The sequence below is a fragment of the Bacillus cereus group sp. N12 genome, assembly GCF_016483575.1.
Taxonomy (GTDB): Bacteria; Bacillota; Bacilli; order Bacillales; family Bacillaceae_G; genus Bacillus_A; species Bacillus_A toyonensis.
Genome location: NZ_JAEHBO010000002.1, coordinates 143,138 through 168,720 on the forward strand (window position 1 = coordinate 143,138; position 25,583 = coordinate 168,720).

Sequence of the window (25,583 nt, forward strand, 5' to 3'; positions counted from 1 at the left end):
TAGGAATGTATAAAATAATGCATAAATCTGTAGAACAAAAAAAGGAAATTCCTTTGTCAGAGGATGGGCCCACCTTTCCTTGTTATCGATAATGAGACGTCATGTTAGCTTAACATGAATATAATATAAAAAAGGAATTTATAAGATTTGACGAGAATAAAATTGTATTAAAAGGATATCGGAGGTTTTTTATGAAAATCGTAGGACAGCAAATATATCTTCGACTTTACAAAATTTCTGACGCGAGCGAGTTAGCTAACTTACACACTAGAAATCGCGAATTTTTTCAACGAGTTTGTCCATTACTCCCAGAAGTCTTTTATACAGAAGAACATCAAAAAATGCGCATTGAACGAGCATTAAAAAAGAAAGCTGAAGATCAAGTTTACGCTTTTGGAATCTTTTTAAAAGCAACTGATAAACTTATCGGAGACATTTCATTAACTCAAATTGCTAGGGATCCCGCCCAAAGCTGTTATACGGGATTTACCTTAGATAGGGAGCATAATTCAAGGGGCTATACAACAGAGGCTCTTCGACTTGTTGTAGACTTTGCATTTAGAGAATTAAAACTACATAGAATTGAAGCAGGAGCTATGCCTAGCAATATAGCATCTATTCGTGTATTAGAAAAAGTAGGATTTAAAAAAGAAGGTATAGCTAAAGAAAATGTAAAGATTAATGGCAAATGGACAGATCATCAAATATTAGCTATCATCAACAGCCTGGATGTATAAGCACATTTCACTTCCAATAATGAGACGTTATGTCAACCTAACATGTATAGGATATACACTGTTCCTTATTCAACTAAATGGCAGGTTAGTTGAAGTGTATTTTGGTTAATATAGGAATTTTTGGATGCCCCCTAGAATATAAAAAATATAGATTGTATTATAGGAGGTATATAATGAAACAAAACATTTATGATAATCCGTTTTTCTTTAAAAATTATAAGTCATTACGTGAAAATGGATTTACCTTTAATGATTTTGTTGAACAGCCAGCAATTAAATCTATAATTGCTAATCTTACAGATAAGTCTGTATTAGATTTGGGATGTGGAACTGGTCATTTTTCTATGTACTGTGTAGAAAATGGTGCCTCGAAAGTTATAGGAGTGGACATCTCAAGAAATATGATTGAACAAGCTGAAATGTATAACAAAAACGAAAAAATAGATTATATGTGTGTACCAATAGAAGAACTTAATTTGCCAAATCAAAAATTCGACTTAATAACAAGTTCTTTAGTTATACATTACATAGAAGATTACTCACATCTAATTAAGAAAATAAGAGATCTGTTAAAAAATGATGGTGAATTTATCTTTTCAACAGAACATCCAATAGTAACAGCTCGAAAGGAAATGAATAATTGGTTTAAGGATAATAATGGAAACAGATTGCATTGGGCATTAGATAATTATCAAGAAGAAGGAAAAAGAGAGGAACATTGGTGGATAGATGGTGTTGTTAAATATCACAGAACAATTTCAACATTAATTAATACTCTTATAGACAACGGTTTTGTAATTGAGAAAATTATTGAGCCAGAGTCAACTCCAACAGGATTAGAAAAAATGCCAGAATTAATAAATGAAAAACGGAGACCATCTTCTATTATCATTAAATCAAGAAAATATTGAGATTAAACCCTCGTTGATTAACTTCCACTTTCGAGAATTATGTAAATAAGCTGTCCATATGGGCAGCTTTATTTTATGTTCCCGCATAGCGTAGGTTATTTTGAAAAATGCTGGTGGTATCCCTCCCTATACAGCTACTCATAATTTTTGTACTGTGTAACTCAAAAGAGAAAGTTAAATAAAATTAATGATAGCAAGGGATTCAGTGATAGGATCAGTTACACACAATATAAGATAAGGGTAAGTCAATTATTTATATGTTAATATTATGCTATAAACAAGAAAGTGGTGGTTGTGATGAGGGAAAGATGTCCGGTTTGTCAAAACTCTATTGAGGAACCCCAATTAGTAGGAGTGGGAGGGGGACGTGCAGAGCAATATAAATGTGAGAATTGTGGCACATTTTCCATGATTGAAGAAGCGAGAATCGAATTAAATGTAGAGCAGAAGAGAAAACTTTCTGCAATTTTAAGAAAGAGAAACATTAGAGGGATGGGAAAAATAATGATTTTTCTTAATCGACCAGATGAAAATCTTTCAGAATTTCCGTATCCTATTTATCTTTTAGCGGATCTATTAAGTGAATATCCAGATAGTGCTTCTGATAGATTGGATGAGTCATTAATAAACTTAGCTAAATTGTCAAAATTTCCAGGTGACCCATTATATATTCGTGAATCAGATAAATCTCTATTTTTTGTACAGAGTGTTCATTTGTTGGAAATGAAATATATAGCGAACCAATTATTTCAGGACGAATTAATTGAGATATCTAAGCTATCTGCAGCAGATTTTCCTGCACATATTACAGTTACAGCAAAAGGGTGGAATCGTATTGCAGAATTAGAAAAGGGAAGAGAAGCGGATACTAAGCAGGTGTTTGTCGCTATGTCGTTTAGTCCAAAAATGGATAGTCTATATCAGAATGCAATTGCAACGGCTGTAAAAGAAGCAGGTTATGAGCCTATTCGAATTGATAAAGTGGAACACAATAACAAAATTGATGATGAGATTATAGTTAAAATAAGACAAAGTAAATTTATAATTGCAGATTTTACTGAACATAGAGGTGACGTCTATTTTGAAGCCGGCTATGCAATGGGACTTGGTAAACCTGTAATATGGACTTGCAGGGAAAATGACTTAGCAAATCTGCATTTTGATACTAGACAATATAGCCATATTGTTTGGAAAGATGAGAGGGAATTAAAAGATTCATTACTTAATAGAATAAGGGCTACAATCAATTAAAGAAAGGTGGCAGATTCGTGACCGCTTTTTTGCAGTAAATGTGCCGGTCGTTTTGGAGTTAACGTGATATATTTGTATTGTGAGAAGTGGACGAAAACATTGCTCATAAAATTCCTCTGAAAATGGATCTTCATAACTGGTGGCGATGGTTGCAGACTGGATGAATGGTTGTTCTTCATTTCACATTCAATTGCAATTTACGTTGTATAAACGGAGAAGGGGTTTTGCTCTTCTTTTAGTTATTTAATATTGCTGAAACAGATAAATGTAAATAAGATTAGGTGATTGAAAGAAGAATAAAACTTCATTTACCATGATTGAAATGCAAATGTAATACTTAATGAAAAAGCATCCATTCGGGTGCTTTTTATTTTGGAGGGATGAAGGATGGATAAAGCCAAATTAACTAAACCAGCACAAGCGGTTATAATTGGTACATTCATTTCAATGTTAGGACGGGACCTTGTAAATGAACGTATCGATAAAAAGAAATTAGAAAGTGTTATTCCAATCTTTAATGAGTTGGAAGATATAAAACGCCAAAGTAAAAAATTCGATAACTGGGTGTTCAGATTTTGTTGTACCGGTCATTATTAATACAATAGAAATTATAAAAAGGATAACGGTAGGACGACCATATTGTTTTGTTTTTGCATTTTTCTTAAAGAATGAAAAGGATACATAAGATTAAAAGAATAAAAGCAAATAGAAATAATACGCCACCAATATTACTCAAAATAGCCATTTTCATACCTCTATTTGTAAGATTTTCTCTATTGATTATATAGGAACTTATTGGATAATACACGTTTTATATAAATTTCGAAAATTGATATTTTTAATAGACATATAAACAATTAATTTGTATATAAAGAAAAATGGATATATTTCCTATTACTTTTTTAAAGAGATTTCATAAATTATAGTATATCGATTGAAAGGAGGAGATTTGAATGGAATTTCAATTGTTAGTGAATTGTATATTACAAGAAGGTAATGCGTATTTTTTAGTAACGAAGGTAGACGATGTAATTACGTTAAAAGTACCGATTACAGCAGGAGTAGCAGCATTATTTTTAGCTTTTGGTGTACCAAGATGTTCTTAATTTAAATCTCTATAGTAGAAAGAGGAGGATAAGCCTCTTCTTTCTACTATTACATAATTATTTTATGTAAACTATAATGGTGTTTTATATTAGCACGTTTAAAATGGACATGCATATACTATAATGTTTCATTGACGTTTGTGATGAACGATAGTTTTGATAAGTGATATTCTTTTAAGTTATGAAAATAAAAGAGGTGCTATTATATATGAAAAGAAGAACATTAGATATTCCAGTTTCATTGCGAAGAGAGTGGTTTTTAATAGAGTTAGCTCATTTAACGAAAAAATATGGAATTGAAATTGCAACTAGCAAAATGGAAGCCGCACCGTTTTTAAGGGATCAAGTTACGGAATCAAAAATAGGAGCAGGGCTACAATACGATAAATATGATGATGAGTATATAATTGAAATGTAAGTAATACATGGCACAAAAAGAAATGCTTAATAATACTAGTCTTTTAAAAGAGTAACACTGATAAGGAATCACGCTATAAAAAATTATAAAATAAAGCAGATTCTATATATAGAATCTGCTTTATTATGAAATATTTTTAATCAACTAGCCTCTTTCTAATATTTTTCCTACATATTTCTCTTGAGTGATTCCAAAAGATTCACGAAGAATGCGAGCATATTCTTTAGAACCTATTGGTCGTTTATTTTTTGTGCCTTTAAAGGTTTCTGTATAATTTTTTTTCGTTAATGATATGTGACCATAATCAATTAATTTACAAGTGATAGCCCCTTTATTAAAAGGCGATTCGTTATGCTCTACAATTACTTTTTGAATGTTATTCACTTTTTTCTCATCTATTGGATCTATAGTGAAAGCATAGCCTATTTTCCATTCGTTTGAAGGTTCAGATTGTAAGAAACTTGTAGATTCGCCGTTTGCCCCTTTTCGCATTTCAAAAATATGTGTACCTTTTCGGGTATTTCGTTTGTAAATTCGATATTCTCCCGTTTGAGAAGATATGACTTCGCCATTAAAGGGGACTGGATGTAAAGGGAGATGAGATGCAAAACCTGCATCCACAATATAATCTGTATGATCATGACTTAAAATGATAATGACATGACCATCATCAGGTTTCCATTTATTATCGTAAAGATCATATACAGTACCAGCTACTTTGTATACTTGAAACCCACAATCAATTAAAAAGTAATACAATAAGGAATTTAATTCATAACAAAGACCGCCTCGTTTTTGAATAAGTAACTTTTCTACTAAGTTATTTTTTGAAATATTTTTAATAGTACCAGCCATAATATCAAGATTTTCATAGGGGAAAATCATTCCCATTTTTAAGAGGACTTCATCTAAATCATCAAATGTTAGTTCTTTTGCGGGAATTTTTAATCGTTTAAAAAACTCCTTTTGTAAATTGGTCATCATAAAGCATTCTCCTTTCTTTTTACAGAATTTTCTTCTGCTTACCGATAGGTTAGTACTTCTAAAAACTTAATTCAAGTCTGCGAAAATTATCATAATATATGTTTCTGGAAATATGATTGTATATTTTGAAATTTCAGTTAAATAATTAGTCATAGGAAAGTCTTACAATACAAGCTTCTTTTAAATTCGTTTGTATGTAATGAAAAGAAAATACATATCTTCATTATGTTTTTAAATAACTAATTAGTAATAAAATGTTTTTTCACTAAAATTTTTTCAAGATTTGTATGCTTTATATAAACAATCATGATTTGAAAAACATCTGGATGTAGTGAAGTTAACAAGTATTGAGAAATTTTTTTGTCGTGTTTACTCAAAAGGAAGAGATGGAAACGAAGAGAATAACGTGAGTTAAGGAAGAGGGTGTACGAGTAATCACATGAATATAGGGCTAACATCTTTTTCAAATAAAAAGATTAGCTATTATTAAGGGAGAAAATACAAATTATTACAAAGAGCACCTTCTTTCAAAAAAAGTGGGGGGGAGTAACATGCGATTAATGAGAAGATGTGTTGCCTTACTAATTATATTTTTTATCATGGCTCCATCGATTAGCACAAATGTAAGGGCAGAAGTTGTAAAAGAGCTTGGAAAGGGGTTTCCTGATACAGAAGTATTTACACCTGGCGATTGGTTTTTAGGACAAAAACCAACTAATTATGATGAGAATAAGCCTCCAATTCTCTTTGTACAAGGCAGAAATGGTAATGCGGATAGTTGGTATGGAAAGACTGTATATCACGATATAAATGATATGTATGACTATGCGTTGAAAGCGGGATATCAAACGGTATTTATTCAATTATATGATGCGGCAGGGAAAGGATCGGCTAGTCAGTGGGACAACGGAAAATTGTTAGCACAAAAACTGGAAGAAATATATAATCATTTCGGTAAAAAGGTTACTATTGTAGCGCATAGTAAAGGCGGTATAGATACACAAGCGGCATTAGTTGGATATCGTGCGAATCGATTTGTTGGGAATGTTATTACACTTGCGACACCACATCACGGCTCAAATTTAGCGGATTTATCATATAGTTGGTGGGCAGGTTGGCTTGCTTCTATATTAGGTCAAAAAGATGATGGTACGTACGCGTTACAAATAGGGGAAATGGCAAAATTTCGTTCAACGATAGATAATAATCCAGCAGTTAAATTAAACCGTTACTATACGGCTACTGGGACTAGCTGGGGACCAGTATTTTCTGCGTTATCTATGGGCGGATTATATTTGTCATCGTACGGCTCGAATGATGGATTAGTAAATGAGTGGAGTGCTAAGCTACCATATGGCACACATTTATTTACAGATTCCAAATTTGATCATGACAATATACGAAAAGGATCAGCTGTTTTCGCACGAATTGAACCATATTTACGTACTGCAAATGTAGGCGTGCCAGCTTTAGTAGCACCAAGTAATAGTTCAGAAGAAAATATAGAGCAATTAAATACAACTTCTAATCAAAATATTTTAGGGGGAGAATTGCCACAAAATCAGTGGATAGAGCAAGCTGTGGCGGTTGATAAAAAGGCAGAAGGAATAGTTTCTGTATTAACAGCTGCTTCTGATGTAGAAATACAACTAATATCTCCAAAAGGAAAAGTGTATACAAATAAAGATAGTACGATAACTACTGGTGAAGGTGAATCTTTCTTTAATGGGGCAACAATTAGTACATTTAAATTTGACAAAATGGACGTAGGAGAATGGAGAGTTAAAATGATGGCGAAGCAGTCGAAAGATGCATACTTAATTGTAAGCGATCACAAAAGTGGCGCGCCATTCGTTCTACAAATGCCAACAAAAGTCAAAATAAACAAATCAGAGTATAAACTGAAAAAATCACCTGCGGCACCTGAAATGAAAGGAGATCTTTCCATAACAGTAAGAGTTGTTAATAAAGAAGGGAAGCTAGTCTCTGAATTTAATGAATTACAAAATGTTAATACAAATACATTTACAGGTGCTTTGAAGGACATAAAGCAACCAGGGGTATATAACGTTACGATGGATATAAAAGGGATAAATAAAGAAGGAAAACCTTATAATCGTACGATTGTTAAGTCGGTTTATGTGGAGAAGTAAGAGTGAATAGATTTTGATATGAAAATTGCCGAAACCTTGTGTTAGAAGGGGACGGCAATTTTTTATGTTTATTAGGTTAACAGAATAATGAAATAGGGGTTTACGTTCTATAAGGGGAAAGAACCACCAAAAGAAACAGTTATAAACTCAGTTTGCCAGAAAGTACCGTAAGTTGGCTTTGATGGTTTATGTGAATCGTGGCAGGAACATCTTTTATACGAGTTTGAAGAACGATAGTATGAACCCAATATATTACCTCCTGATGATTAATAAATGTAAGATACATAGTAGTATATATAAATGAACTACTATTGGCATGTATGCCTGTCCTGTATAAGGTGGTAGATTTGGAATATAAAGCACTCAAATGGTGAAATGTAGTTTATTAGAATAATATGTATAACGATTTTTGAAGACGAAAAAAATAATAATTTGGTAGAAAAATGAACTGAAGTTCTAAATAAATTGAAGTATTGATGAAACGCTTATTATACGAATTGCACCTGAAAAAGTAGCATTGTTATTTTTTGGTGCGATAATGTTGTCGTTTAGCGAATTGCTCCTATTTAAACGTTTGTATATTAGAGTCTTTATTCGTTACTTTTTATTTGTGCAGTTGGGCAGGAAGAAGACGAAAGGTATCGAATTCATTTACATAGGAAGCATTGTTTGCTTTTGGTGTGAATAATAGTTAAAGATACGTTGAAATATTTAAAACTGTAACGAAAGAGCTATTAAATAATAGAGGGAGCAACTTACATGGAAAATATATTAAAGGTATCTTCAAAATCAAGTCCAAATTCAGTTGCAGGTGCAATAGCAGGTGTACTAAGAGCAAATGGCAATGTGGAAATCCAAGTAATTGGGGCAGGTTCTTTAAATCAAGCAATTAAAGCAATTGCGATTGCAAGAGGATTTGTTGCTCCAAGTGGTGTTGATTTGGCTTTTGTTCCAGCATTTCAAGAGATTTCTATCAATAATCAAGAAAGAACAGCAATTAAATTAATTGTAGGTCCTAGAAAGAGAAGATCCTAATAGAGTGCCTTTATAGGATGTGATTTGAAAAGTGCGATAGAAATCGTCCTTTTCTTTTTTTATTTATATTTTAAAGTTGAATTTTTAGTAATAAGCATTAGTGTAGTTAATAAAAAGTGTCGCAAATGCTTGTATGACAGGCACTTGTGACACTTTTGTAGTTTTATATAATATAAAATGAACAACCCTAAAACTGCTCATTCTTCTCCCAAGATTCAACGATATAATGAGCAATTGTTGGGTTATATCCTTTTCCAACTAAAAACATAATCGCAGCGACTTCTGTTAAAGCGTGTTTATGTGAAGTATGTTTCGCTTCATTTAAACCATAATCTACCCAAGGTTTTACGAAATCTAATACAGGTTTCTTTAAAGGTAAAAATTGTGTACCGACAACTTGTTGAATTTGTTGTTGAGTCGGTTCTGTAATAGGCCCAGGTGGTAAAATTTGTGGTTGTGTAATATCTAAAGTCGGACCTGGTGGTAAAATTTGTGGTTGCATTGGATCAATTGTTGGTGGTTTAGGTGGTGAGACACGTGCGTCGTAGTTGGGTTGATACATTTGTTGTTGGTATTGTGGTTGTTGTGGCTGAGTTACATATGGATTTTGTTGTTCTTGAGTTTGCGGTGCTGCATATGGATTTTGAGGATATTCATAATTTGGACGTGTGTCATATGGATTTTGTTGTTCTTGAGTTTGCGGTGCTGTATATGGATTTTGAGGATATTCATAATTTGGACGTGTGTCATATGGATTTTGTTCGTATTGTTGTTCTGGCTGTTGTAATTCTTGTTCCTCATATTGTTCTGTATATCTTTGTTCCGGTTGCTGAGGGTAAAATGGTTGTTGTGGATAAGGCGGTTGATTATTATAGAACATGTTTATTCCTCCTTCATGATGATGCCTACCACCTAGTGTATGGGCGGACAAGAAAATATGTGATGAAAAAAGGCGGGCGTGTTACAATAAGAAACTGGGTGAAGATAAAATGACAAAACAAGAAAAGATTAAAAAAACAATTACTTTTGTAAAAAATATTTTAGAAAAAGATGCGAGTGGGCATGATTGGTATCATATTGAGCGCGTACATAAACTGGCGATTTCTTTATCCGAGCAAGAAGGAGGAAATCGTTTTATAATTGAAATGGCAGCATTACTTCACGATGTGGCAGATGAAAAGTTAAATGAAAGTGAAGAAGCAGGAATGAAAAAAGTTTCTGATTGGTTAGAAGAGTTACATGTAGATGAGGAAGAAAGTAAACATATTCTTCATATCATCGCCAATATGTCTTATAAGGGTGGGCATGGTGGCGCAGTTGAGTCAGTTGAAGGGAAAATTGTTCAAGATGCAGATCGTTTAGATGCCCTTGGGGCAATTGGGATTGCACGTACATTTGCATATGGCGGAGCGAAAGGGAGATTAATGTATGATCCAACAATTCCGCCGCGTGAAGTAATGACGAAAGAAGAGTATAGAAAAAATAACGATCCATCTTTAAATCATTTTTATGAAAAACTTTTAAAATTAAAAGACTTAATGAATACGAACGCAGCAAAACAAGAAGCTGAAGTTCGTCATCGTTATATAGAACAGTTTATAGAACAATTTATGAAAGAGTGGAATGCACAAATATGAAAATGTTAACTGTGGAGAACTTATCGAAATCATACGGAGAAAAACCGTTATTTGATGGATTATCATGTAGTATTACAGAAGGACAACGTGTCGGAATTATTGGTGTAAACGGTACTGGTAAATCAACATTATTAAAAATTATTGCAGGGTTAGAAACTTCTGATACAGGTGAAATGACGCATTCACGTGGATATACAATTAGTTATTTATCACAGCAACCAGAGTTTGATGAAAAACTAACAGTATTAGAGCAAGTGTTCCATGGTGATACACCTTTAATTCGTCTTCTTCGTGATTATGAAAAAGCACTATTAAATATTGAAAAAGATCCAAGTAATGAAAAAGTACAGGAACAATTATTTGCAGTGCAGCAACGTATGGATGCAATGAGTGCATGGGAAGCAAATGCAAATGCGAAATCTCTTCTAACGAAATTAGGAATTACAGATTTCACTGCAACTGTTGGGAATTTATCTGGTGGACAGAAAAAACGTATCGCAATGGCACAGTGTTTTATTGAAACACCTGATTTATTAATTTTAGACGAGCCTACGAACCATCTTGACCATGAGACAGTTGAATGGTTAGAAGAATATTTAGCAAGATATACAGGTGCGGTATTACTTGTAACCCATGATCGTTATTTCTTAGATCGTGTGACGAATCGTATTTTTGAATTAGATAATGGTAAACTATATAGCTACGAAGGAAACTATAGTACATTTTTAGAAGCGAAAGCACTTCGTGAAGAGCAAGAATTGGCACAAGAATCCAAACGCCAAAATTTATATCGTCGTGAACTTGCTTGGATTCGCCGTGGTGCAAAAGCCCGTTCTACGAAACAAAAGGCGCGTATTCAGCGTTTTGATGAGTTAAAGGAACAAGAGGGGCCAGCTGCAAAACAGTCAGTTGATATTGCACTAAGTGGAAGTCGTTTAGGAAAGAAAGTACTTGAGTTAAAAGATGTAACGAAAAAATTTGGCGATAAGACGGTATTACATAATTTTAATCATATTGTGAAACCAGGCGATCGTATCGGAATTATTGGGGCGAATGGAAGCGGGAAATCTTCTCTATTAAATATGCTTGCAGGCAAGTTATCTCCTGATAGTGGTGAAGTTGAAGTAGGACAAACTGTAAAAGTTGCTTATTATACGCAAGAAAATGAAGAGATGAATTTAAATCAGCGTATGATTGAATACATTAAAGAGATTGCAGAAGTTATTCATACAACAGATGGAAAAGTAATTGGTGCATCTCAAATGTTAGAACGTTTCTTATTCCCGACGCATTCACATGGTACACCGCTTGGTAAACTATCTGGTGGTGAAAGAAGACGTTTATATTTATTACGTATTTTAATGGGGGAACCAAACGTACTATTACTTGATGAACCTACGAATGATCTAGATACACAAACATTAACAGTACTAGAAGATTATTTAGAAGATTTCCCAGGTGTCGTTTTAACTGTATCGCATGACCGTTACTTCTTAGATAAAGTAGTAGATGAACTGTTCATCTTTACTGGCGGAGGAGAAGTGCGTGAGTTCCTAGGTAGTTATACAGATTATTTAGAAATGGAAAAAACGAAAGAACTTATTGAGAAAGCGGAAGTTCAAAAAGAGAAAAAAGTAGTAGAAGCAGCTCCAAAACAACAACGTAAACGTAAACTTTCATACAATGAGCAGCGTGAATGGGAAACAATTGAAGATACAATTGCCGAACTAGAAGAGAAAATTGAGTCAATTGGAGAAGAACTTGCGAAAGTTGGATCTGACTTCACAAAGGCACAAGAATTATCTGAAGCACAGCAGAAAACAGAAGAAGAGCTAGAAAAAACGATGGAAAGATGGAGTGAACTATCAGATATCGTTGAAGGATTAAAATAAAAACAAGCTGCATATATTGAAAAGTAAAGAGAAAAACTTTACACTATTGGTAGAACCTATTTTAGGAGGGAAAAAATGAGAACATCTAATCCAATGTTGAAAAAAGAGGCATTTCGTAAAGAGGGAGCAAGCGCTTCTGCGATGACTATTGGCGGAACAGTAGGCAAAACGTTTATCATGCTTATCTTGCTACTTGCAACGTCTGTCTATTCATACATACAGATGATGCAGGGTACGATGAAAATGCCAGTGTTAATTGGTGCATTAGTAATTGCGGCAATCATCGCATTTGCATCTATCTTCTTCCCGCGAATGGCACCAATTGGGGCGCCAATTTATGCGGCGGTAGAAGGAGTTGTATTAGGAAGTATTTCAGCAGTTTATACAATGAAATTTGGCGATTCTATCGTTTTAAACGCTGTATTACTTACAATTTCAATTCTATTTGCAATGTTAGTTTTATATGCAACACGCGTTGTAAAGGTAACTGATAAATTCCGTACGGGTGTAATTGCAGCGACAATGGGAATTATGGTTATGTATTTAATCGTATTCTTATTAAATATGTTCGGTGTAACTGTTCCATATATTCACCAGGGCGGTACAATCGGTATTATCATTAGTGCGGTTGTTATTGTAGTTGCTGCATTAAATTTATTACTAGATTTCGATTTAATCGAAAGCGGTGCACGTAGCCAAGCTCCAAAATATATGGAATGGTACAGTGCAATGGGTTTAATGATGACTCTAGTATGGTTATACTTAGAAATTCTTCGTTTCGTTTCTTACTTTACGAAAAATGACTAATGAAAAAATCCTGCATGAAATGTGCAGGATTTTTTTATTTTCAAAGATAAATTGAATGAATGGTATAATGTGGATGTTAGAAGTTTGAATGGAAGGGGATGGAATATGATGAAAGAGAAGAAAGGGATTATGAAAAAACTATTTTCTAAAAGTTTTTTCATAGAACTAGATGATGCTTTAACATATCCGTCAGTAGAATGCATTATTTCAGCCATTGAAGGGTATGCAACTGAATGTAATGAACTACTAAAATTTGAGAGTAAAGTTAAACCGATTACATTCTACTTAGACGATGCATTGTTTAGCGCTGAAATAAAAATGGCTCGCGGAGGGTATTACATCTCTTGCAGTGAAATATAATATATCTTGAAACCTTACATGTTCATAATATGTAGGGTTTCTTTTTTGCTTTTTTATATGCAAAGTAATCCTTTTTACTTTAGAAATATATAATTTTATCCTTTTTACCCTTCACACATTTTTCTTTACAATGAAGAAAAACATGCGAGGTGGTATAACTTATGATGAATCGAGTTGTATTAATCGGTAGATTGACAAAGGATCCAGAATTATACTACACAAAACAAGGCGTCGCTTATGCACGAATATGTGTTGCAGTGAATAGAGGATTTCGAAATAGTTTAGGTGGACAACAAGCAGATTTTATAAATTGTGTTATATGGCGAAGAGCAGCTGAAAATGTAACAGAATACTGTACGAAGGGATCACTTGTTGGAATTACAGGGCGTATTCATACGAATAATCACGATGATGAGAAAGGAAAGAAAATATATAGAACTGAAGTTGTGATTGAGAGTATTACCTTTTTGGAGAGAAGGAGGGAGGGGGCATCGTAATAAAAGGGGATTTTAAGTAATAGCTTCGGAAAAATTTTGTGGAAAGTATTTTAATAAAGTTAAAGAAGGGGTACCGTCAGCAATTTTGAAGAAAAACAAGCTAACGAAAATTATAAATTTAAAATCTTTTATACTGAATATTGAAAGATTCCTCTGGAAATGGTTACTCATTGAATTGGGATTATTAGATTGGTTTTATTCCACATTTTTCACGGTACTTGTTAATCTTTTGAATCATTGATTTATTAATATTGAAGATAATTATGTGCATATTAATCACATAATTTGTCCCTATCAAAATGAACTTTTCTTGCATCTACTATATTGTTAAGACTATTTTATTTTGAAAGGATGTGATTATATGGCTCATAAATCTACTGGGGTTTTTCGAGTTCCGGTTTCTGAGAATGGTATTATTCCAACTGCTCTCAATATTATGTTAAACAATGATTCACGCTGCCATACTAGTAATGTGACGGTAATTGTTAAGAGAAGTCCAAACACTTTTTTCCCAACGCAAAATGAATTAGTTGAAATCTCTCGTACTATTGTTTCTTTAGGACCAAACAGAACATCTAAGATTGTGTTGTTTACTCCAGAATTCCATATAGAAGATTTTCTTGATGTCATCATTAGAGGAAATAAAGATGATGTTGAGGATGTTCTTGTGTATTCTTTCTTAGCAGACTCAGAAGGTCACAATCTTCCATCTACTGTTTTCAGGAATGAAGAATATACTTTTGCTTGCTAACACCATGATGATGTATATCATACACAAATACTTTTGACATAATATGGAATTATCGTAACAAAAAAGGCGAACCTCCTAATTTCATAAAGGGTTCGCCTTTTTTCTTTCTATCACTCTAAGCAATTCCATTAATTCATCTTTCGGAATATCTACAATCAAAATGTCTTCAGAAATCAATTCTCCACCAACAAGTCCCTCAGAGCGCATTCGTATGAACGTTTTTATATATAAATCGTTCTTCTTTTTTAGTAGTATCCTCCAGAGCTTTATTTATTAACTGCACTTCACTTTAAAATGAATGATCTAACTAGGATATAGATACCTCTTTTTATGTAGGGCAAAGAGAACAAATTCCCTCCTTAAAATAAAACCTATCGGAAGCGAACGGTTTTAAAATTTCGTTCCTAATTTGAAATGTAAAAAATGAAATAGTATGGTAGCGGGAAGAAAGTAGTAAAATTAAGCATCCGAGTAGGAGTATAGAGTGATAACATGTTACAATACAGCTAAGAACACGCAATAAAGGAGAGTTTTTTACGTGAAGATTAAAGCAATTGAACCGACGCCAAGTCCAAATACAATGAAAGTTATTTTGAATGAAGTATTACCATCAGGAGCGCGTAATAATTATACAAATGAAAATAAAGAACAAGCACCAGTACAAGTGCAAGAAATTTTGAAAATTGAAGGCATTAAAGGTGTGTATCATGTAGCAGACTTTTTAGCAGTCGAGCGTAATGCGAAGTATGATTGGAAAGTTTTATTACAACAAGTTCGTGCCGTTTTCGGTGAAGAAGTAGTAGAAGAAAGCGAAGAACAGCAACTTTCTCACTTTGGAGAAGTGAAAGTATTTATTCAAATGTTCTTTACAATTCCGATGCAAGTGAAGTTAACAGATGGAACGACGGAAGAGCGTGTTGGTTTACCTGATCGTTTTAAAGAATCAATCATGAAAGTGCAAATGTCTGCACCTAACGTTGTGAAAGAGCGTAAATGGGTAGAGCAAAGTACACGTTACGGTAATTTTGAAGAAATAGGGAAAGAAGTAGTAGAAGAAATTGTTGCTGCTTATTCAGAAGAACGTGTAAATGAAACAGTTAAAGAATTATTAGATCAGGCTGGAGCAGTTGAAGTAACGATTCAAAAGCGTGAGCCATATAAAGTAACAGAAGAGATGATGAAAGATTCTGACTGGAAAAATCGTTTTGCAGCTTTAGAGCAAATGGATCCTACTGAAGAGGATATTCTAGTGTTGAAAATGGCGTTAGACGATGAAAAAGTATCTATCCGCCGCATAGCAACAGCTTATTTAGGTATGGTAAAAGGTGATGAAGTATTACCGTTATTATATAAAGCGTTATTAGATCGTTCAGTAAGTGTTCGTCGTACTGCAGGGGATTGCTTATCAGACGTAGGTGACCCAGCAGCGATGTTCGTTATGATTAAATCGCTGAAAGACCCAAGTAAATTAGTACGCTGGCGTGCAGCTATGTTCTTATTTGAACTTGGAGATGAAAGTGCGATTCCGGCATTAAAAGCAGCGCAAGATGATCCAGAGTTTGAAGTAGCGATGCAAGCTCGTCTTGCATTAGAGCGTATTGAAGGCGGCGAAGAAGCAAAAGGTTCTGTATGGAAACAAATGACGGAATCTCGTAAAGGGGAATAATATATGATTGTTTTCTATGATAGTTGGTGTCCGATGTGTACTGCAGTGGCAGAGCGTACGAAGAAATTAGATAAAAAGGGTAAAATGACATTTGTTTCATTTCGAGATGATGATGTAGTTAAGAAGTATGATCTTTCTCAAGAACTACAAAGTAAGATGGAGCAAAGGATGTATATTTTTAAAAATAATAAATGGTATGACGGAATTCATAGCATAAACGTATTAGCGAAGGCCGTTCCATCTTATTGGTTTGCAGTGCCTTTTATAAAATTATCTATCGTACTTGGATTTGGAAGCAAAGTATACGATTATATCGCTAACAATAGAAAACTTGTCCCAGTCGGACATTGCCGCGGTGGGGTTTGTGAAATCCCTTCAAAAAAATGAAAACGTCACTATCTTTCTTTTGCACCTACTAATAGAGCGTGATATGATGAATTTGGAATGAAAGTTGAAGGAGAGATACAAGATGTCAAATGCTTATGAAGAATACATGCGCCAAATGGTAATTCCAATGCGTCAAGAATTAGTGCGTTCTGGATTTGAAGAATTAACTACAGAAGAATCTGTTACAGAATTTATGGAGAATGCATCAGGTACAACTTTAGTAGTTGTAAACTCAGTTTGTGGTTGTGCAGCTGGTTTAGCGCGTCCATCAGCAGGCCAAGCAGTTGTTCGTGCTGAAAAACAACCTGACCATCTTGTAACTGTATTTGCAGGTCAAGATAAAGATGCTACTGCAAAAATGCGTGAATACTTCGGAGAAATTCCTCCATCTTCACCATCTATGGCATTATTAAAAGGAAAAGAAGTTGTTCACTTTATTCACCGTCATGAAATTGAAGGTGCAACTATGGACGAAATTATTACGAACTTAGAACAAGCTTTCGAAAAGAATTGCTAAAGAAGGGGGAGAGTAAATCTCCCTCTTTTCTTTATATAGAGGTGAAATAATGATAGTAACAACAGCAGGACGAACGAACAAAGAAATGACATCTTATGCAAAAAAAGTAGCGACAGAATTAAATAGTTCTTTCGTTATACGTAATGATATACCTGTGCACAAACTGCATGAGAAATATGAACAAGATGTGCTTGTTGTAGGGAAGAACCGATTAGCTATTTACCCTGAAGGTACGGAAGAGTCGTTATTCTTTCATCCAAACTCAGCAATGTTTCGTGTGAAAAGGTTAATGCGCGGAGAACACGATCCGTTTGTACAAGCTGCCCAATTAGAGAGAGGGATGACAGTGCTAGATTGTACGCTCGGCATGGCATCAGATAGTATTGTAGCTAGCTATATTGTTGGTGAAAGTGGAAAGGTAACAGGACTTGAAGGTAACGAATATATGGCTTACATAATGGAAAAAGGTTTGCAAACATGGTCTTCATCAGTTGCTGAAATCGATAAGGCAATGCAAAGAATCCAAGTAAAGCAAACGGAGCATTTTTCATTTTTAGCGCAATGTGAAGACAATAGTTATGATGTCGTATATCTTGATCCGATGTTTGAAGAAACTGTCATAGAATCAGATGGAATTAAAGGATTAAAACACTTCGCTTTGTATCATGATATTACTGATGAAACAATTGCAGAGGCGAAGCGAGTGGCGAGAAAGCGTGTCGTTTTGAAAGATCATTTCCGTAGTTCTAGATTTGAAAAACACAATTTTCACGTATACAAAAGAAAAAGTGCTAAGTTTCACTTTGGTGTAATTGACCCTTGCTAATTGTTTGAAAAGATGTATAATAAGCAATAATTAATTAAATAAACTGTCTGTGATGAAGAGAGTAGTCTTTTTCAGAAGGAAAGCGAGCTAGGGATGGTGTGAGCCTAGTGCGGAAGAAAAAGATGAAGCGCACTTCGGAGACGCTTCTTGAACGAATAGTAGAGTAAGCCGAGGTCCCCTGTCCTCGTTATAAACGGGAAAGTGGTTCGTAATGAACAACAAGGGTGGTACCACGGGTTAAAACTCGTCTCTTATATAGAGACGAGTTTTTTGTGTTTAAAAAAATAAGGAGGTTGTAGTATGGAATATAAAACACAGTTTGCGAAAAGTTTATCAAATATTTTTGTAAATGAATTAACGCAAAATCAAATTTTAGATTTAATCGAAACACCGAAACAAGATGAATTCGGAGATGCAGCGTTCCCATGTTTTTCACTAGCGAAGCAATATAAAAAATCACCAGCTATTATCGCAAAGGAAATTGCGGAGAAAGTAAATGATCCGTTCTTTACGAAAGTAGAGGCTGTTGGTCCTTATGTAAATGTATTTTTCAATCGTGAAACTGTAAGTGATGCTGTATTAAAAACGATTTTAGCTAAGAAAGAAGAATACGGTCAAAACTACTTTGGATGTGAAAAAACAGTAGTTATTGATTACTCATCTCCAAATATTGCAAAACCTTTTTCGATGGGGCATTTACGTTCTACAATGATTGGAAATTCACTGAAACATATCGCTGAAAAATGTGGCTATGAAGTTGTAGGAATTAATTATATTGGGGATTGGGGAACACAGTTTGGAAAGTTAATTACTGCTTATAAAAAATGGGGAAATGAAGCAGTAGTTAAAGAGGATCCAATCCGTGAATTATTTAAGTTATACGTTCAATTCCATGAAGAGGTAAAAGACGACGAAGAACTAGAAGAAGAAGGGCGTGCTTGGTTTAAGAAATTAGAAGAAGGTGATGAAGAAGCTGTTGAGCTTTGGAATTGGTTCCGTCACGAATCCTTAAAAGAATTTTCTCGAATTTATGAACTTCTCGGTGTAGAATTTACTAATTTTCAAGGAGAAGCTTTTTATAATAACTTAATGGAAGATTTCATTGGAATTTTAGAGGAGCATGATTTGCTTGAAGAGTCAGAAGGCGCATTAGTCGTTAATTTAGAAGAAGAGGGAATGCCGCCTTGCTTAATTAGAAAATCCGATGGTGCGACGATCTACGCAACACGTGACTTAACGGCAGCGTTATATCGTCAAAACACATATGCATTTGATAAAGCCCTATATGTAGTTGGCCCGGAACAAAGTTTACACTTCAATCAATTTTTCACTGTATTAAAAAAGCTTGGCTACAATTGGGTTGACGGCATGGAACATGTACCGTTTGGGTTCATTTTAAAAGATGGTAAGAAAATGTCGACACGTAAAGGAAGAGTTATTTTACTTGAAGAAGTACTTGAGGAAGCAATAGATCTTGCAAAACAAAATATTGAAGAGAAAAACCCAAACTTAAAACAGAAAGAAGAAGTAGCAAAGCAAGTCGGTGTAGGAGCAGTCATCTTCCACGATTTGAAAAATGAGCGTATGCATAATATCGAATTCTCATTAGAAAATATGCTGAAATTCGAAGGAGAAACAGGACCATATGTACAGTACACACATGCGCGTGCTTGCTCTATTTTAAGAAAAGAAAGTGTAGAATTTGAAACATGTACGTTTGCTTTAAAAGATGATCATAGCTGGAGTGTCGTAAAATTACTGAATAAGTTCCCACAAGTAATTGAAGCAGCCTTCAACAAAAATGAGCCATCAATCATTTCGAAATACGTATTAGATGTAGCACAATCGTTCAATAAATATTATGGAAATGTGCGTATATTGGAAGAGAGTAAAGAGAAAGACAGCAGACTGGCATTAGTTTATGCTGTGACGGTTGTATTAAAAGAGGGATTACGTTTGCTTGGGGTGGAGGCACCTGAGGAGATGTAACATAAAAAGGTGTACGTATCATAGTAGATATGTATACCTTTTTTATATTTATAGGAAAGGTATAAGCAAAAGTTTCATTTTTTTAAAACTAAACTTAACTTTTCTTTAAAGTATAGGAATGTCTTTATTAAATGGAGAAGTGTAATGTTATATAAGGAGGCGTTAGGTTTGGAAACATACGACTGGAACAGTAAACTAACATATTTAAAAAATACAAGAGATTTATATTACAACGACGATTATGTAAGTTTTTTAGTAAATTCAGTTTGGAAGATTAATAAGCCCGTACATATCGTGGATTTCGGTTGTGGATATGGTTATTTAGGCTTAGTATTAATGCCATTACTTCCAAAAGGATCAAAGTATACAGGCATTGATAGTGGAGAAACATTACTTGCTGAAGCGAGAGAGTTGTTTCATCTACTTCCATATGAATCAGAATTTATTGAGGGGGATGCTACAGAAATTGAACTGAACGATAAATACGATATAGCAATCTGTCATGCTTTCTTATTACATATGAATACTCCAAAAATGATGTTAGAAAAAATGATACATGCAATTAAAAAAGGTGGTAAAATAATCTGTTTTGAACCACATTGGATTTCAAATATGTCTTCATATGTCTTAAATGGAGAGAATCAATTGGAAATTATTAAACTAGGTGCTTTGCAGAAGTTATTTGAAAAAGACGCGCAGAGAAACGGTAAAGATGGAAATATTGGCATGAAAATACCGATGTATTTAAGTAAATTAGGTGTGAAAAATATTGAGTGTAGAGTGAGCGATAAAGTGAACTTTTTAGACTCTAGTATGCATCACAATGATAAACACAGTTTGTATCATTCATTAAGAGAAGAGGGGATTGCGGACAACCCGGGTGATAAACAGCAATTTATAGAACGTTTAATGATAAGAGGATTAACATATGATGAAGCATTAGCTCAATATGAAGCAGAACTACGATTTTTTAAAGCGCTCCATATACATTCATCTTTAGTATATGCTCCGAATATGAAAATTACATTTGGTGACATAGAATGTTAAAAGGTAGCGATTTATTGAGGATTGACATTTTTTATCGATAAGTCGATATTCACCGTATAATCGTTGATATATTTTAAGAATCGGTCGATATATTTTGAAAATCACCGATAAAACGAAAGAAGCGCTGATATATTTGAATTATCGCCGATATAATTTCATGTACTGATTTTGGCCTTGAAAAGATAAGATCCTCAATTCACGTTATTCCATATAATTAAACAAAATACGAAGAAAAACAATCATTTTTACTATATTTTGTTATAAATTCGAATAATATTAAATAATACTATCCATTATAGGAGATTTTAGTTGAATACCTACAATATGATGTGTAAAATCTAAGCAAGTAGCAGTTTAAATAAATATTCGAGGTGAATGCATGCTAGATTTTAAGCAGTTAGAAGCTTGTTTGAAAGACAAGAGATTTGTAGATGGATTACAGGAAATAAATAATGAAATTTCATATATAAAAGAAACGAATACTTTATCCTATGTGAAGACTTGGCTTGCTAATATTCCTTCACATAAGGAGTTTGATATATTAATTCGCCTTACTGATGAAGGGCTTATGCACCAATACAGTTCATTCCTCATTCGCTACGCTTATAAAAAATTCCCAAATATGAGAACGCTCTCTTTATATTGTGATGAGTTAATTGATGAGCGAAAAATCCTTGAAGCAGAACAGTTGTTAAAAGACTCTTTAGAAGAGGCAGATAAAGAAGAAATAGATAACGATTTTTTAGCGAAAACATATTTTACTTTAGTACGATGTTTATTAGAAATGAAACGAAATGGAGAAGCGCTCATTTATATGCAAAAAGCAGAGGAGTACAGTACACGTGCGGTCTTTGATAAATGGGGCTACGTCTATATGCATACAGGTGAATGGGAGAAAGCAGAAGAACAATTTTTAGCTGGAAAGCAGCATAAAGATTGTGAAGAACTATCTACCTACTTATTATCACAGTTATATGCGAATAAAGGGGAACAAAAACGTGCATTACAGTTAATCGATGATGCGATTGTAAAGTTTCCACAAGTACCATATTTTCATTTTGAAAAGGTAAAGTATTTATTAGATTTAGCGAAATATGAAGAGATGTTAGCGGTAATAGATAATATTAATAGTACGCTTCCTTATCATGCTTATGAAACTTACTTTGTACATTTACGTGCAGAAGCGTTGTACAAAATGAATAAACTTGTAGATTTACAACAGTTATTAAAAGAAGAAAAAAGTTTAAAAGGCTCTTTATATCATAATTTAGAAAAAAATCCAGATGGAAAAAAGGTTCACCTGCCGATAGTTCCAATTGTACAAAAGGATAATTATTGTGTTCCGACAAGTTTAGAAATGATGTTGCAGCTATGGGGAGAGAAGCGTACACAAGATGAAATAGCAGAGTTTATTTTTGATATGACAGGCTCAAAGTTTTCCGATACGGTCTCTTATATTGAAGAATTAGGCTATGAATATCGTTATTTTAAAGGGAATGAGGAAATTTATAAGATATTACTCGACCGAAAGATCCCCGTTTTATTAAGTATAGACATCGAACATGCTTCACATGTGCAAGTGCTATCAGGATATGATGATACGTTGCAAGCTTTCTATGTTCAAGATCCAAACTTTATAGAACCAGTTCTTGTGGAATATAGTAAATTGCAAGAGAAATATCGTTATACAGGTTGTTTGGCGATCACGTTTGTTCCGAAAGAAAAGAAGGAACAACTAGCATTTTTAAGTGAAGAAGAGAATCATTATTTTAAATCCATTTTCTCTTTTACAGATCATTTAGATGAACAAGATAAAGAGGGAATTAATAACTTAGTACAATTTTTAAAAGAGACGAGTGATAATCCGAATACGTGGTTATATACGATGAAACATTTAGATGTTGAAGTAGATAAAGAATTTATTTTATATTGTATAGAAAAGTTAATGGAAAAGTTTCCGAACTCGGATTTTGTTAAATTGCATGGTGCACAGTGCTTTATTCGTCTTCAAGAAATGGAGAAAGCTGAGCAAATGCTGGCAAGTGTTGAGAAGAAAAATAATCGTGCTTTATATCATTTGATAAATGGAAGATATGCATTTGAGCAGGAAAGTTATATAGAAGCGATTTCAAGCTTTCGTTCATCGTTACAATTAGACGCAGATCAGCCTATTGCTTGGAGTTTTCTCGCTTTATCCTATATGTATATTGATCAATCTGAAAAAGCATTGCAATACTCTCAAGTTGCGTTAGAGCGTAGTCCTGAAAGGTTCACTTTAACAAATCACGGTTTAATATTAATAGATTTAGAAAGATATGAAGAAGCATATGAAATCTTTAATAATTTGTTAAGAGAATATAAAAATGAGGCGCACGTATGGTATGAACGAGCGAGATGTGCGCATCAATTAGGGAAATTACATTTAGCGATAAAAGGACTTAAAGTGGCGATTCAGTTAGATAGTAATGCGCCTTACATTTATACGAAACTTTCAGAGATCTATGAATCTGATTTGAAGGATGAGAAAAGCACAAAAGAAATTTTATTAAAAGGTATTGAGAATTGTGATGATAAGGCGTCTCTATATGTAAGGTTAGGTGATTATCATTTTCAAAATGATAGTCTGGAAGAAGCAGAAACATTATATAAGCGTGCTTTAGAAGAAGATAATGAAGATGTTTATTCTCATTTCGGACTTACGCAAGTTTATATGGCAAAAGAGCGATATGATGAAGCGAAAGAATATATTCTTGGTCTCGAAACACAAATTGAAAAGAGCCAAGATTTCCTTATGAATGCAGGAATGGTTTTATGGGATGCAGAGGTTGAACTTGGTGGAAATGAAGATGGGTTTAAAGTAGCATTGTCTAAGTTAGAGAGTGGTATAAAGCAGAGTGAATATAATGTAGCAAGTGCGTTAGATGAATATGTGAATCGAATTAAAGGAACTGTATTTGTACAACGAGGTATAGCATTCTTAAGAACGTTACAAAAAGAAAGAAATGAAGTAAGTGAATACAGTTGTTATGCAGGTATTTTACATGAATCTATTGGACAGTATGGCCAAGCGATGAAAAGATATAATAAAGCAATAGAACAAAAGAAAACAGCATTGCCATATTACCGAATTGGTGAAACACTTATGGTATTAGGACAATTGACGGAAGCAAAACAAGCGTATGAAACATGTTTAGAGCTTGATGAAAACTTTTTAGGTGTACATTTACAACTAGCAGAAATATACGAAAAAGAAGAAGACCGTTTCAAAGAACAAATTCATATGGTTCAGGCGATGAAAGAAGAGCCTTTGCATATAAATATGGAATATTTGGCACAGCTTTCAGTAGAAATAAATCTTCAAGAAGAGTTGCTAAAGGAATTAGAACATCTAGCAGGCGAAGTACCCGAAATATGGCGCTTAGATGCGATTGCGTATGTGTATGGAGCGATGGATGAAATAGATAAAGAACAAGCACAGATTGAAGAAGCGCTACAATTAGATAGTGAGCATATAGAAGTACTATATCATTATGCAAAAGTATTAGTGAAAAAAAGAGATGCAAAAGCGATTGAAGTTGCAATGAAAGTAATACAAAAAGATGTAAATAATGAACGTATATTTGATGTTTATGTAAAAGCGGTAGAACAACATAAGAAATTGTCTAACATCCGAGATTTTCTTCATACATTAAAAGTGAAAAAAGCAGAAAGAAGTACAGCATTCATGTATGCAGCAGCTGCGGTTACGGAAAGATGGATTGAACGTCAACAAAATGAACAACCGAAAAAATCTATATTTACGAGAGCTTTTTATCGTATGAAAAACCGGGCAAAAGAAATTTCAATGGTTACAACAATCATTGAGTTATATGAAATCTCATTAAAGTTAAATCCAAAAAATAGTATGGTAGCACAACGATTTGGATTATTTTACGAAAATGTATCGATGAATAAAGAAGCGATAGATGTTCTGCAAACATCGTTAGAAAATAAATGGGATTATGAGGTAGCGAAGCAACTTGTAAATCTTTTCATTGAGTGTGAGGACGAAGATTTGTTACAAGATGCTCTAGAGTTAATGAAGCAATTAGTTCGAGAGCTACCGGATGATTATGATACGCTTCTTATACAAGCGCAAGTATTCTTGAAAGTTGGGGAAGAAGGAAAAGCAGAAAAAATATGCTTACAATTAACGGAGAAAACACCGTTTGTAAGTAGAGGGTTTCTTACTTTAGGAGAAATGTACCAAAGTCAAGAGAGATATGAAGAGGCAATTCAGTTATTAGAAGATGCTTCTATACATCATCCAAATGATACGGCAATTCTTCTTTCATTAGCATCTTCATATCATAGTGCCGGACAAACGATAAAGGCAGAAAAAATAACAAGTGAAGTAGTAAAAATGGATACGAGTGATCTGTTAGCAAGATATGATCATGCTTGTTATTTAGCGTTATTAAATAGAAATGCAGAGGCGAAAGAAGAGCTTGAACATGTACTTCGTGAGGATGAATCTGGATTTTTTGCTGAACTTATCGAAGAAGATGAAGATCTAGCAAGACTGAGAGAGTTTGAAAAGTAATTGTATATGTATATAAGTAGTGAAAAAAGG

General features: G+C 33.8%; 23 protein-coding genes, 2 pseudogenes and 1 other annotated feature. Of the genes and pseudogenes, 21 read left to right on the forward strand and 4 right to left on the reverse strand.

The window, feature by feature from the left end:
- Nucleotides 1–191 precede the first annotated feature (191 nt).
- The 4 genes from JDS92_RS01805 (at nt 192) to JDS92_RS01820 (ending at nt 3,496) form a co-directional block, all read left to right on the forward strand.
- Nucleotides 192–737 (forward strand): GNAT family N-acetyltransferase, encoded by a 546-nt coding sequence (locus JDS92_RS01805; RefSeq protein WP_000706290.1) that lies wholly within the window; start codon nt 192–194, stop codon nt 735–737.
- Nucleotides 738–910: 173 nt separating this feature from the next.
- On the forward strand, nt 911–1,648 hold the full coding sequence (locus JDS92_RS01810) for a class I SAM-dependent methyltransferase (protein WP_000812398.1): 738 nt from the start codon (nt 911–913) through the stop codon (nt 1,646–1,648).
- A 297-nt stretch (nt 1,649–1,945) separates the two neighbouring features.
- Nucleotides 1,946–2,899 (forward strand): TIR domain-containing protein, encoded by a 954-nt coding sequence (locus tag JDS92_RS01815; RefSeq protein ID WP_001209143.1) that lies wholly within the window; start codon nt 1,946–1,948, stop codon nt 2,897–2,899.
- 387 nt (nt 2,900–3,286) lie between these two features.
- Entirely contained in the window at nt 3,287–3,496 is a 210-nt protein-coding gene (locus JDS92_RS01820) for a hypothetical protein (protein ID WP_098710786.1), read from the forward strand.
- On the opposite strand, the pseudogene JDS92_RS30765 reads toward JDS92_RS01820, so the two are convergent.
- Nucleotides 3,425–3,644, reverse strand: a pseudogene (locus JDS92_RS30765) (excalibur calcium-binding domain-containing protein); the annotation flags it as partial. The gene JDS92_RS01820 and the pseudogene JDS92_RS30765 sit on opposite strands and share 72 nt — an antisense overlap.
- A gap of 208 nt (nt 3,645–3,852) precedes the next feature.
- Here JDS92_RS30765 and exsG point away from each other — a divergent pair.
- Both exsG and JDS92_RS01830 read left to right on the forward strand, forming a co-directional pair.
- Nucleotides 3,853–4,005, forward strand: coding sequence for an exosporium protein ExsG (exsG, locus tag JDS92_RS01825; RefSeq protein WP_000395673.1), 153 nt, complete (start codon nt 3,853–3,855; stop codon nt 4,003–4,005).
- A gap of 208 nt (nt 4,006–4,213) precedes the next feature.
- Nucleotides 4,214–4,423, forward strand: a complete 210-nt coding sequence (locus JDS92_RS01830) for a hypothetical protein (protein ID WP_000830258.1) — start codon at nt 4,214–4,216, stop codon at nt 4,421–4,423.
- 144 nt (nt 4,424–4,567) lie between these two features.
- Here JDS92_RS01830 and JDS92_RS01835 read toward each other — a convergent pair whose 3' ends face one another.
- A complete protein-coding gene (locus JDS92_RS01835; protein ID WP_199631426.1) occupies nt 4,568–5,407 on the reverse strand; it encodes an arylamine N-acetyltransferase family protein in 840 nt (279 codons plus the stop codon).
- A 551-nt stretch (nt 5,408–5,958) separates the two neighbouring features.
- Between JDS92_RS01835 and JDS92_RS01840 the strand changes: the two genes are divergently transcribed.
- Nucleotides 5,959–7,560, forward strand: coding sequence for an esterase/lipase family protein (locus JDS92_RS01840; RefSeq protein ID WP_097956838.1), 1,602 nt, complete (start codon nt 5,959–5,961; stop codon nt 7,558–7,560).
- A 113-nt stretch (nt 7,561–7,673) separates the two neighbouring features.
- Here the strand turns inward: JDS92_RS01840 and JDS92_RS31495 are convergent.
- Nucleotides 7,674–7,808: pseudogene (locus JDS92_RS31495) on the reverse strand (preprotein translocase); the annotation flags it as partial.
- A gap of 511 nt (nt 7,809–8,319) precedes the next feature.
- Between JDS92_RS31495 and JDS92_RS01845 the strand changes: the two are divergent.
- Complete coding sequence (locus tag JDS92_RS01845; RefSeq protein WP_000427795.1) at nt 8,320–8,595, forward strand: stage V sporulation protein S; 276 nt, start codon at nt 8,320–8,322, stop codon at nt 8,593–8,595.
- A gap of 187 nt (nt 8,596–8,782) precedes the next feature.
- Here the strand turns inward: JDS92_RS01845 and JDS92_RS01850 are convergent, their stop codons facing one another.
- Entirely contained in the window at nt 8,783–9,475 is a 693-nt protein-coding gene (locus JDS92_RS01850; protein ID WP_199631427.1) for a hypothetical protein, read from the reverse strand.
- Between the two features lie 109 nt (nt 9,476–9,584).
- Here JDS92_RS01850 and JDS92_RS01855 point away from each other — a divergent pair, with 109 nt between their 5' ends.
- The 13 genes from JDS92_RS01855 to JDS92_RS01915 all read left to right on the forward strand — a co-directional run bounded on the left by JDS92_RS01855 (nt 9,585) and on the right by JDS92_RS01915 (nt 25,553).
- A complete protein-coding gene (locus tag JDS92_RS01855; RefSeq protein WP_199631428.1) occupies nt 9,585–10,232 on the forward strand; it encodes an HD domain-containing protein in 648 nt (215 codons plus the stop codon).
- On the forward strand, nt 10,229–12,124 hold the full coding sequence (locus JDS92_RS01860; protein WP_199631429.1) for an ABC-F family ATP-binding cassette domain-containing protein: 1,896 nt from the start codon (nt 10,229–10,231) through the stop codon (nt 12,122–12,124). The genes JDS92_RS01855 and JDS92_RS01860 overlap by 4 nt, the downstream gene beginning before the upstream one ends.
- A 75-nt stretch (nt 12,125–12,199) precedes the next feature.
- Nucleotides 12,200–12,931, forward strand: a complete 732-nt coding sequence (locus JDS92_RS01865; protein WP_001260657.1) for a Bax inhibitor-1/YccA family protein — start codon at nt 12,200–12,202, stop codon at nt 12,929–12,931.
- Nucleotides 12,932–13,036: 105 nt separating this feature from the next.
- Nucleotides 13,037–13,291 carry a DUF4318 domain-containing protein gene (locus JDS92_RS01870; RefSeq protein ID WP_199631430.1) on the forward strand — a complete coding sequence of 85 codons (255 nt, stop codon included), beginning with the start codon at nt 13,037–13,039 and terminating at the stop codon, nt 13,289–13,291.
- Nucleotides 13,292–13,452: 161 nt separating this feature from the next.
- The gene (locus JDS92_RS01875; RefSeq protein WP_199631431.1) at nt 13,453–13,788 is read left to right on the forward strand and encodes a single-stranded DNA-binding protein; all 336 of its coding nucleotides are present in this window, start codon (nt 13,453–13,455) and stop codon (nt 13,786–13,788) included.
- Between the two features lie 361 nt (nt 13,789–14,149).
- Nucleotides 14,150–14,539, forward strand: coding sequence for a hypothetical protein (locus tag JDS92_RS01880; protein WP_000940649.1), 390 nt, complete (start codon nt 14,150–14,152; stop codon nt 14,537–14,539).
- Nucleotides 14,540–15,077: 538 nt separating this feature from the next.
- Nucleotides 15,078–16,205 carry a conserved virulence factor C family protein gene (locus JDS92_RS01885; RefSeq protein WP_000692595.1) on the forward strand — a complete coding sequence of 376 codons (1,128 nt, stop codon included), beginning with the start codon at nt 15,078–15,080 and terminating at the stop codon, nt 16,203–16,205.
- A gap of 3 nt (nt 16,206–16,208) precedes the next feature.
- A complete protein-coding gene (locus tag JDS92_RS01890; RefSeq protein ID WP_000634894.1) occupies nt 16,209–16,592 on the forward strand; it encodes a thiol-disulfide oxidoreductase DCC family protein in 384 nt (127 codons plus the stop codon).
- A gap of 82 nt (nt 16,593–16,674) precedes the next feature.
- Entirely contained in the window at nt 16,675–17,109 is a 435-nt protein-coding gene (locus JDS92_RS01895) for a BrxA/BrxB family bacilliredoxin (protein WP_000063715.1), read from the forward strand.
- 49 nt (nt 17,110–17,158) lie between these two features.
- The gene (locus JDS92_RS01900) at nt 17,159–17,935 is read left to right on the forward strand and encodes a class I SAM-dependent methyltransferase (protein ID WP_199631432.1); all 777 of its coding nucleotides are present in this window, start codon (nt 17,159–17,161) and stop codon (nt 17,933–17,935) included.
- A gap of 40 nt (nt 17,936–17,975) precedes the next feature.
- Nucleotides 17,976–18,190: a binding site (T-box leader), on the forward strand.
- A 45-nt stretch (nt 18,191–18,235) separates the two neighbouring features.
- Complete coding sequence (argS, locus tag JDS92_RS01905; RefSeq protein WP_199631433.1) at nt 18,236–19,924, forward strand: arginine--tRNA ligase; 1,689 nt, start codon at nt 18,236–18,238, stop codon at nt 19,922–19,924.
- Nucleotides 19,925–20,068: 144 nt separating this feature from the next.
- Nucleotides 20,069–20,971, forward strand: a complete 903-nt coding sequence (locus tag JDS92_RS01910) for a class I SAM-dependent methyltransferase (protein ID WP_199631434.1) — start codon at nt 20,069–20,071, stop codon at nt 20,969–20,971.
- 379 nt (nt 20,972–21,350) lie between these two features.
- Complete coding sequence (locus JDS92_RS01915; RefSeq protein ID WP_199631435.1) at nt 21,351–25,553, forward strand: bacteriocin-processing peptidase family protein; 4,203 nt, start codon at nt 21,351–21,353, stop codon at nt 25,551–25,553.
- Nucleotides 25,554–25,583 lie beyond the last annotated feature (30 nt).

What these genes read in the sequence shown, in the direction of transcription:
- JDS92_RS01900 (WP_199631432.1), top strand. Translation starts at nt 17,159, where the DNA reads ATGATAGTAACAACAGCAGGACGAACGAACAAAGAAATGACATCTTAT.
- JDS92_RS01840 (WP_097956838.1), top strand. Translation starts at nt 5,959, where the DNA reads ATGCGATTAATGAGAAGATGTGTTGCCTTACTAATTATATTTTTTATC.
- JDS92_RS01835 (WP_199631426.1), bottom strand. Translation starts at nt 5,407, where the DNA reads ATGATGACCAATTTACAAAAGGAGTTTTTTAAACGATTAAAAATTCCC.
- JDS92_RS01845 (WP_000427795.1), top strand. Translation starts at nt 8,320, where the DNA reads ATGGAAAATATATTAAAGGTATCTTCAAAATCAAGTCCAAATTCAGTT.
- exsG (WP_000395673.1), top strand. Translation starts at nt 3,853, where the DNA reads ATGGAATTTCAATTGTTAGTGAATTGTATATTACAAGAAGGTAATGCG.
- JDS92_RS01850 (WP_199631427.1), bottom strand. Translation starts at nt 9,475, where the DNA reads ATGTTCTATAATAATCAACCGCCTTATCCACAACAACCATTTTACCCT.
- JDS92_RS01805 (WP_000706290.1), top strand. Translation starts at nt 192, where the DNA reads ATGAAAATCGTAGGACAGCAAATATATCTTCGACTTTACAAAATTTCT.
- JDS92_RS01820 (WP_098710786.1), top strand. Translation starts at nt 3,287, where the DNA reads ATGGATAAAGCCAAATTAACTAAACCAGCACAAGCGGTTATAATTGGT.
- JDS92_RS01875 (WP_199631431.1), top strand. Translation starts at nt 13,453, where the DNA reads ATGATGAATCGAGTTGTATTAATCGGTAGATTGACAAAGGATCCAGAA.
- JDS92_RS01880 (WP_000940649.1), top strand. Translation starts at nt 14,150, where the DNA reads ATGGCTCATAAATCTACTGGGGTTTTTCGAGTTCCGGTTTCTGAGAAT.
- JDS92_RS01870 (WP_199631430.1), top strand. Translation starts at nt 13,037, where the DNA reads ATGATGAAAGAGAAGAAAGGGATTATGAAAAAACTATTTTCTAAAAGT.
- JDS92_RS01830 (WP_000830258.1), top strand. Translation starts at nt 4,214, where the DNA reads ATGAAAAGAAGAACATTAGATATTCCAGTTTCATTGCGAAGAGAGTGG.
- argS (WP_199631433.1), top strand. Translation starts at nt 18,236, where the DNA reads ATGGAATATAAAACACAGTTTGCGAAAAGTTTATCAAATATTTTTGTA.
- JDS92_RS01895 (WP_000063715.1), top strand. Translation starts at nt 16,675, where the DNA reads ATGTCAAATGCTTATGAAGAATACATGCGCCAAATGGTAATTCCAATG.
- JDS92_RS01815 (WP_001209143.1), top strand. Translation starts at nt 1,946, where the DNA reads ATGAGGGAAAGATGTCCGGTTTGTCAAAACTCTATTGAGGAACCCCAA.
- JDS92_RS01860 (WP_199631429.1), top strand. Translation starts at nt 10,229, where the DNA reads ATGAAAATGTTAACTGTGGAGAACTTATCGAAATCATACGGAGAAAAA.
- JDS92_RS01890 (WP_000634894.1), top strand. Translation starts at nt 16,209, where the DNA reads ATGATTGTTTTCTATGATAGTTGGTGTCCGATGTGTACTGCAGTGGCA.
- JDS92_RS01865 (WP_001260657.1), top strand. Translation starts at nt 12,200, where the DNA reads ATGAGAACATCTAATCCAATGTTGAAAAAAGAGGCATTTCGTAAAGAG.
- JDS92_RS01910 (WP_199631434.1), top strand. Translation starts at nt 20,069, where the DNA reads ATGTTATATAAGGAGGCGTTAGGTTTGGAAACATACGACTGGAACAGT.
- JDS92_RS01855 (WP_199631428.1), top strand. Translation starts at nt 9,585, where the DNA reads ATGACAAAACAAGAAAAGATTAAAAAAACAATTACTTTTGTAAAAAAT.
- JDS92_RS01915 (WP_199631435.1), top strand. Translation starts at nt 21,351, where the DNA reads ATGCTAGATTTTAAGCAGTTAGAAGCTTGTTTGAAAGACAAGAGATTT.
- JDS92_RS01810 (WP_000812398.1), top strand. Translation starts at nt 911, where the DNA reads ATGAAACAAAACATTTATGATAATCCGTTTTTCTTTAAAAATTATAAG.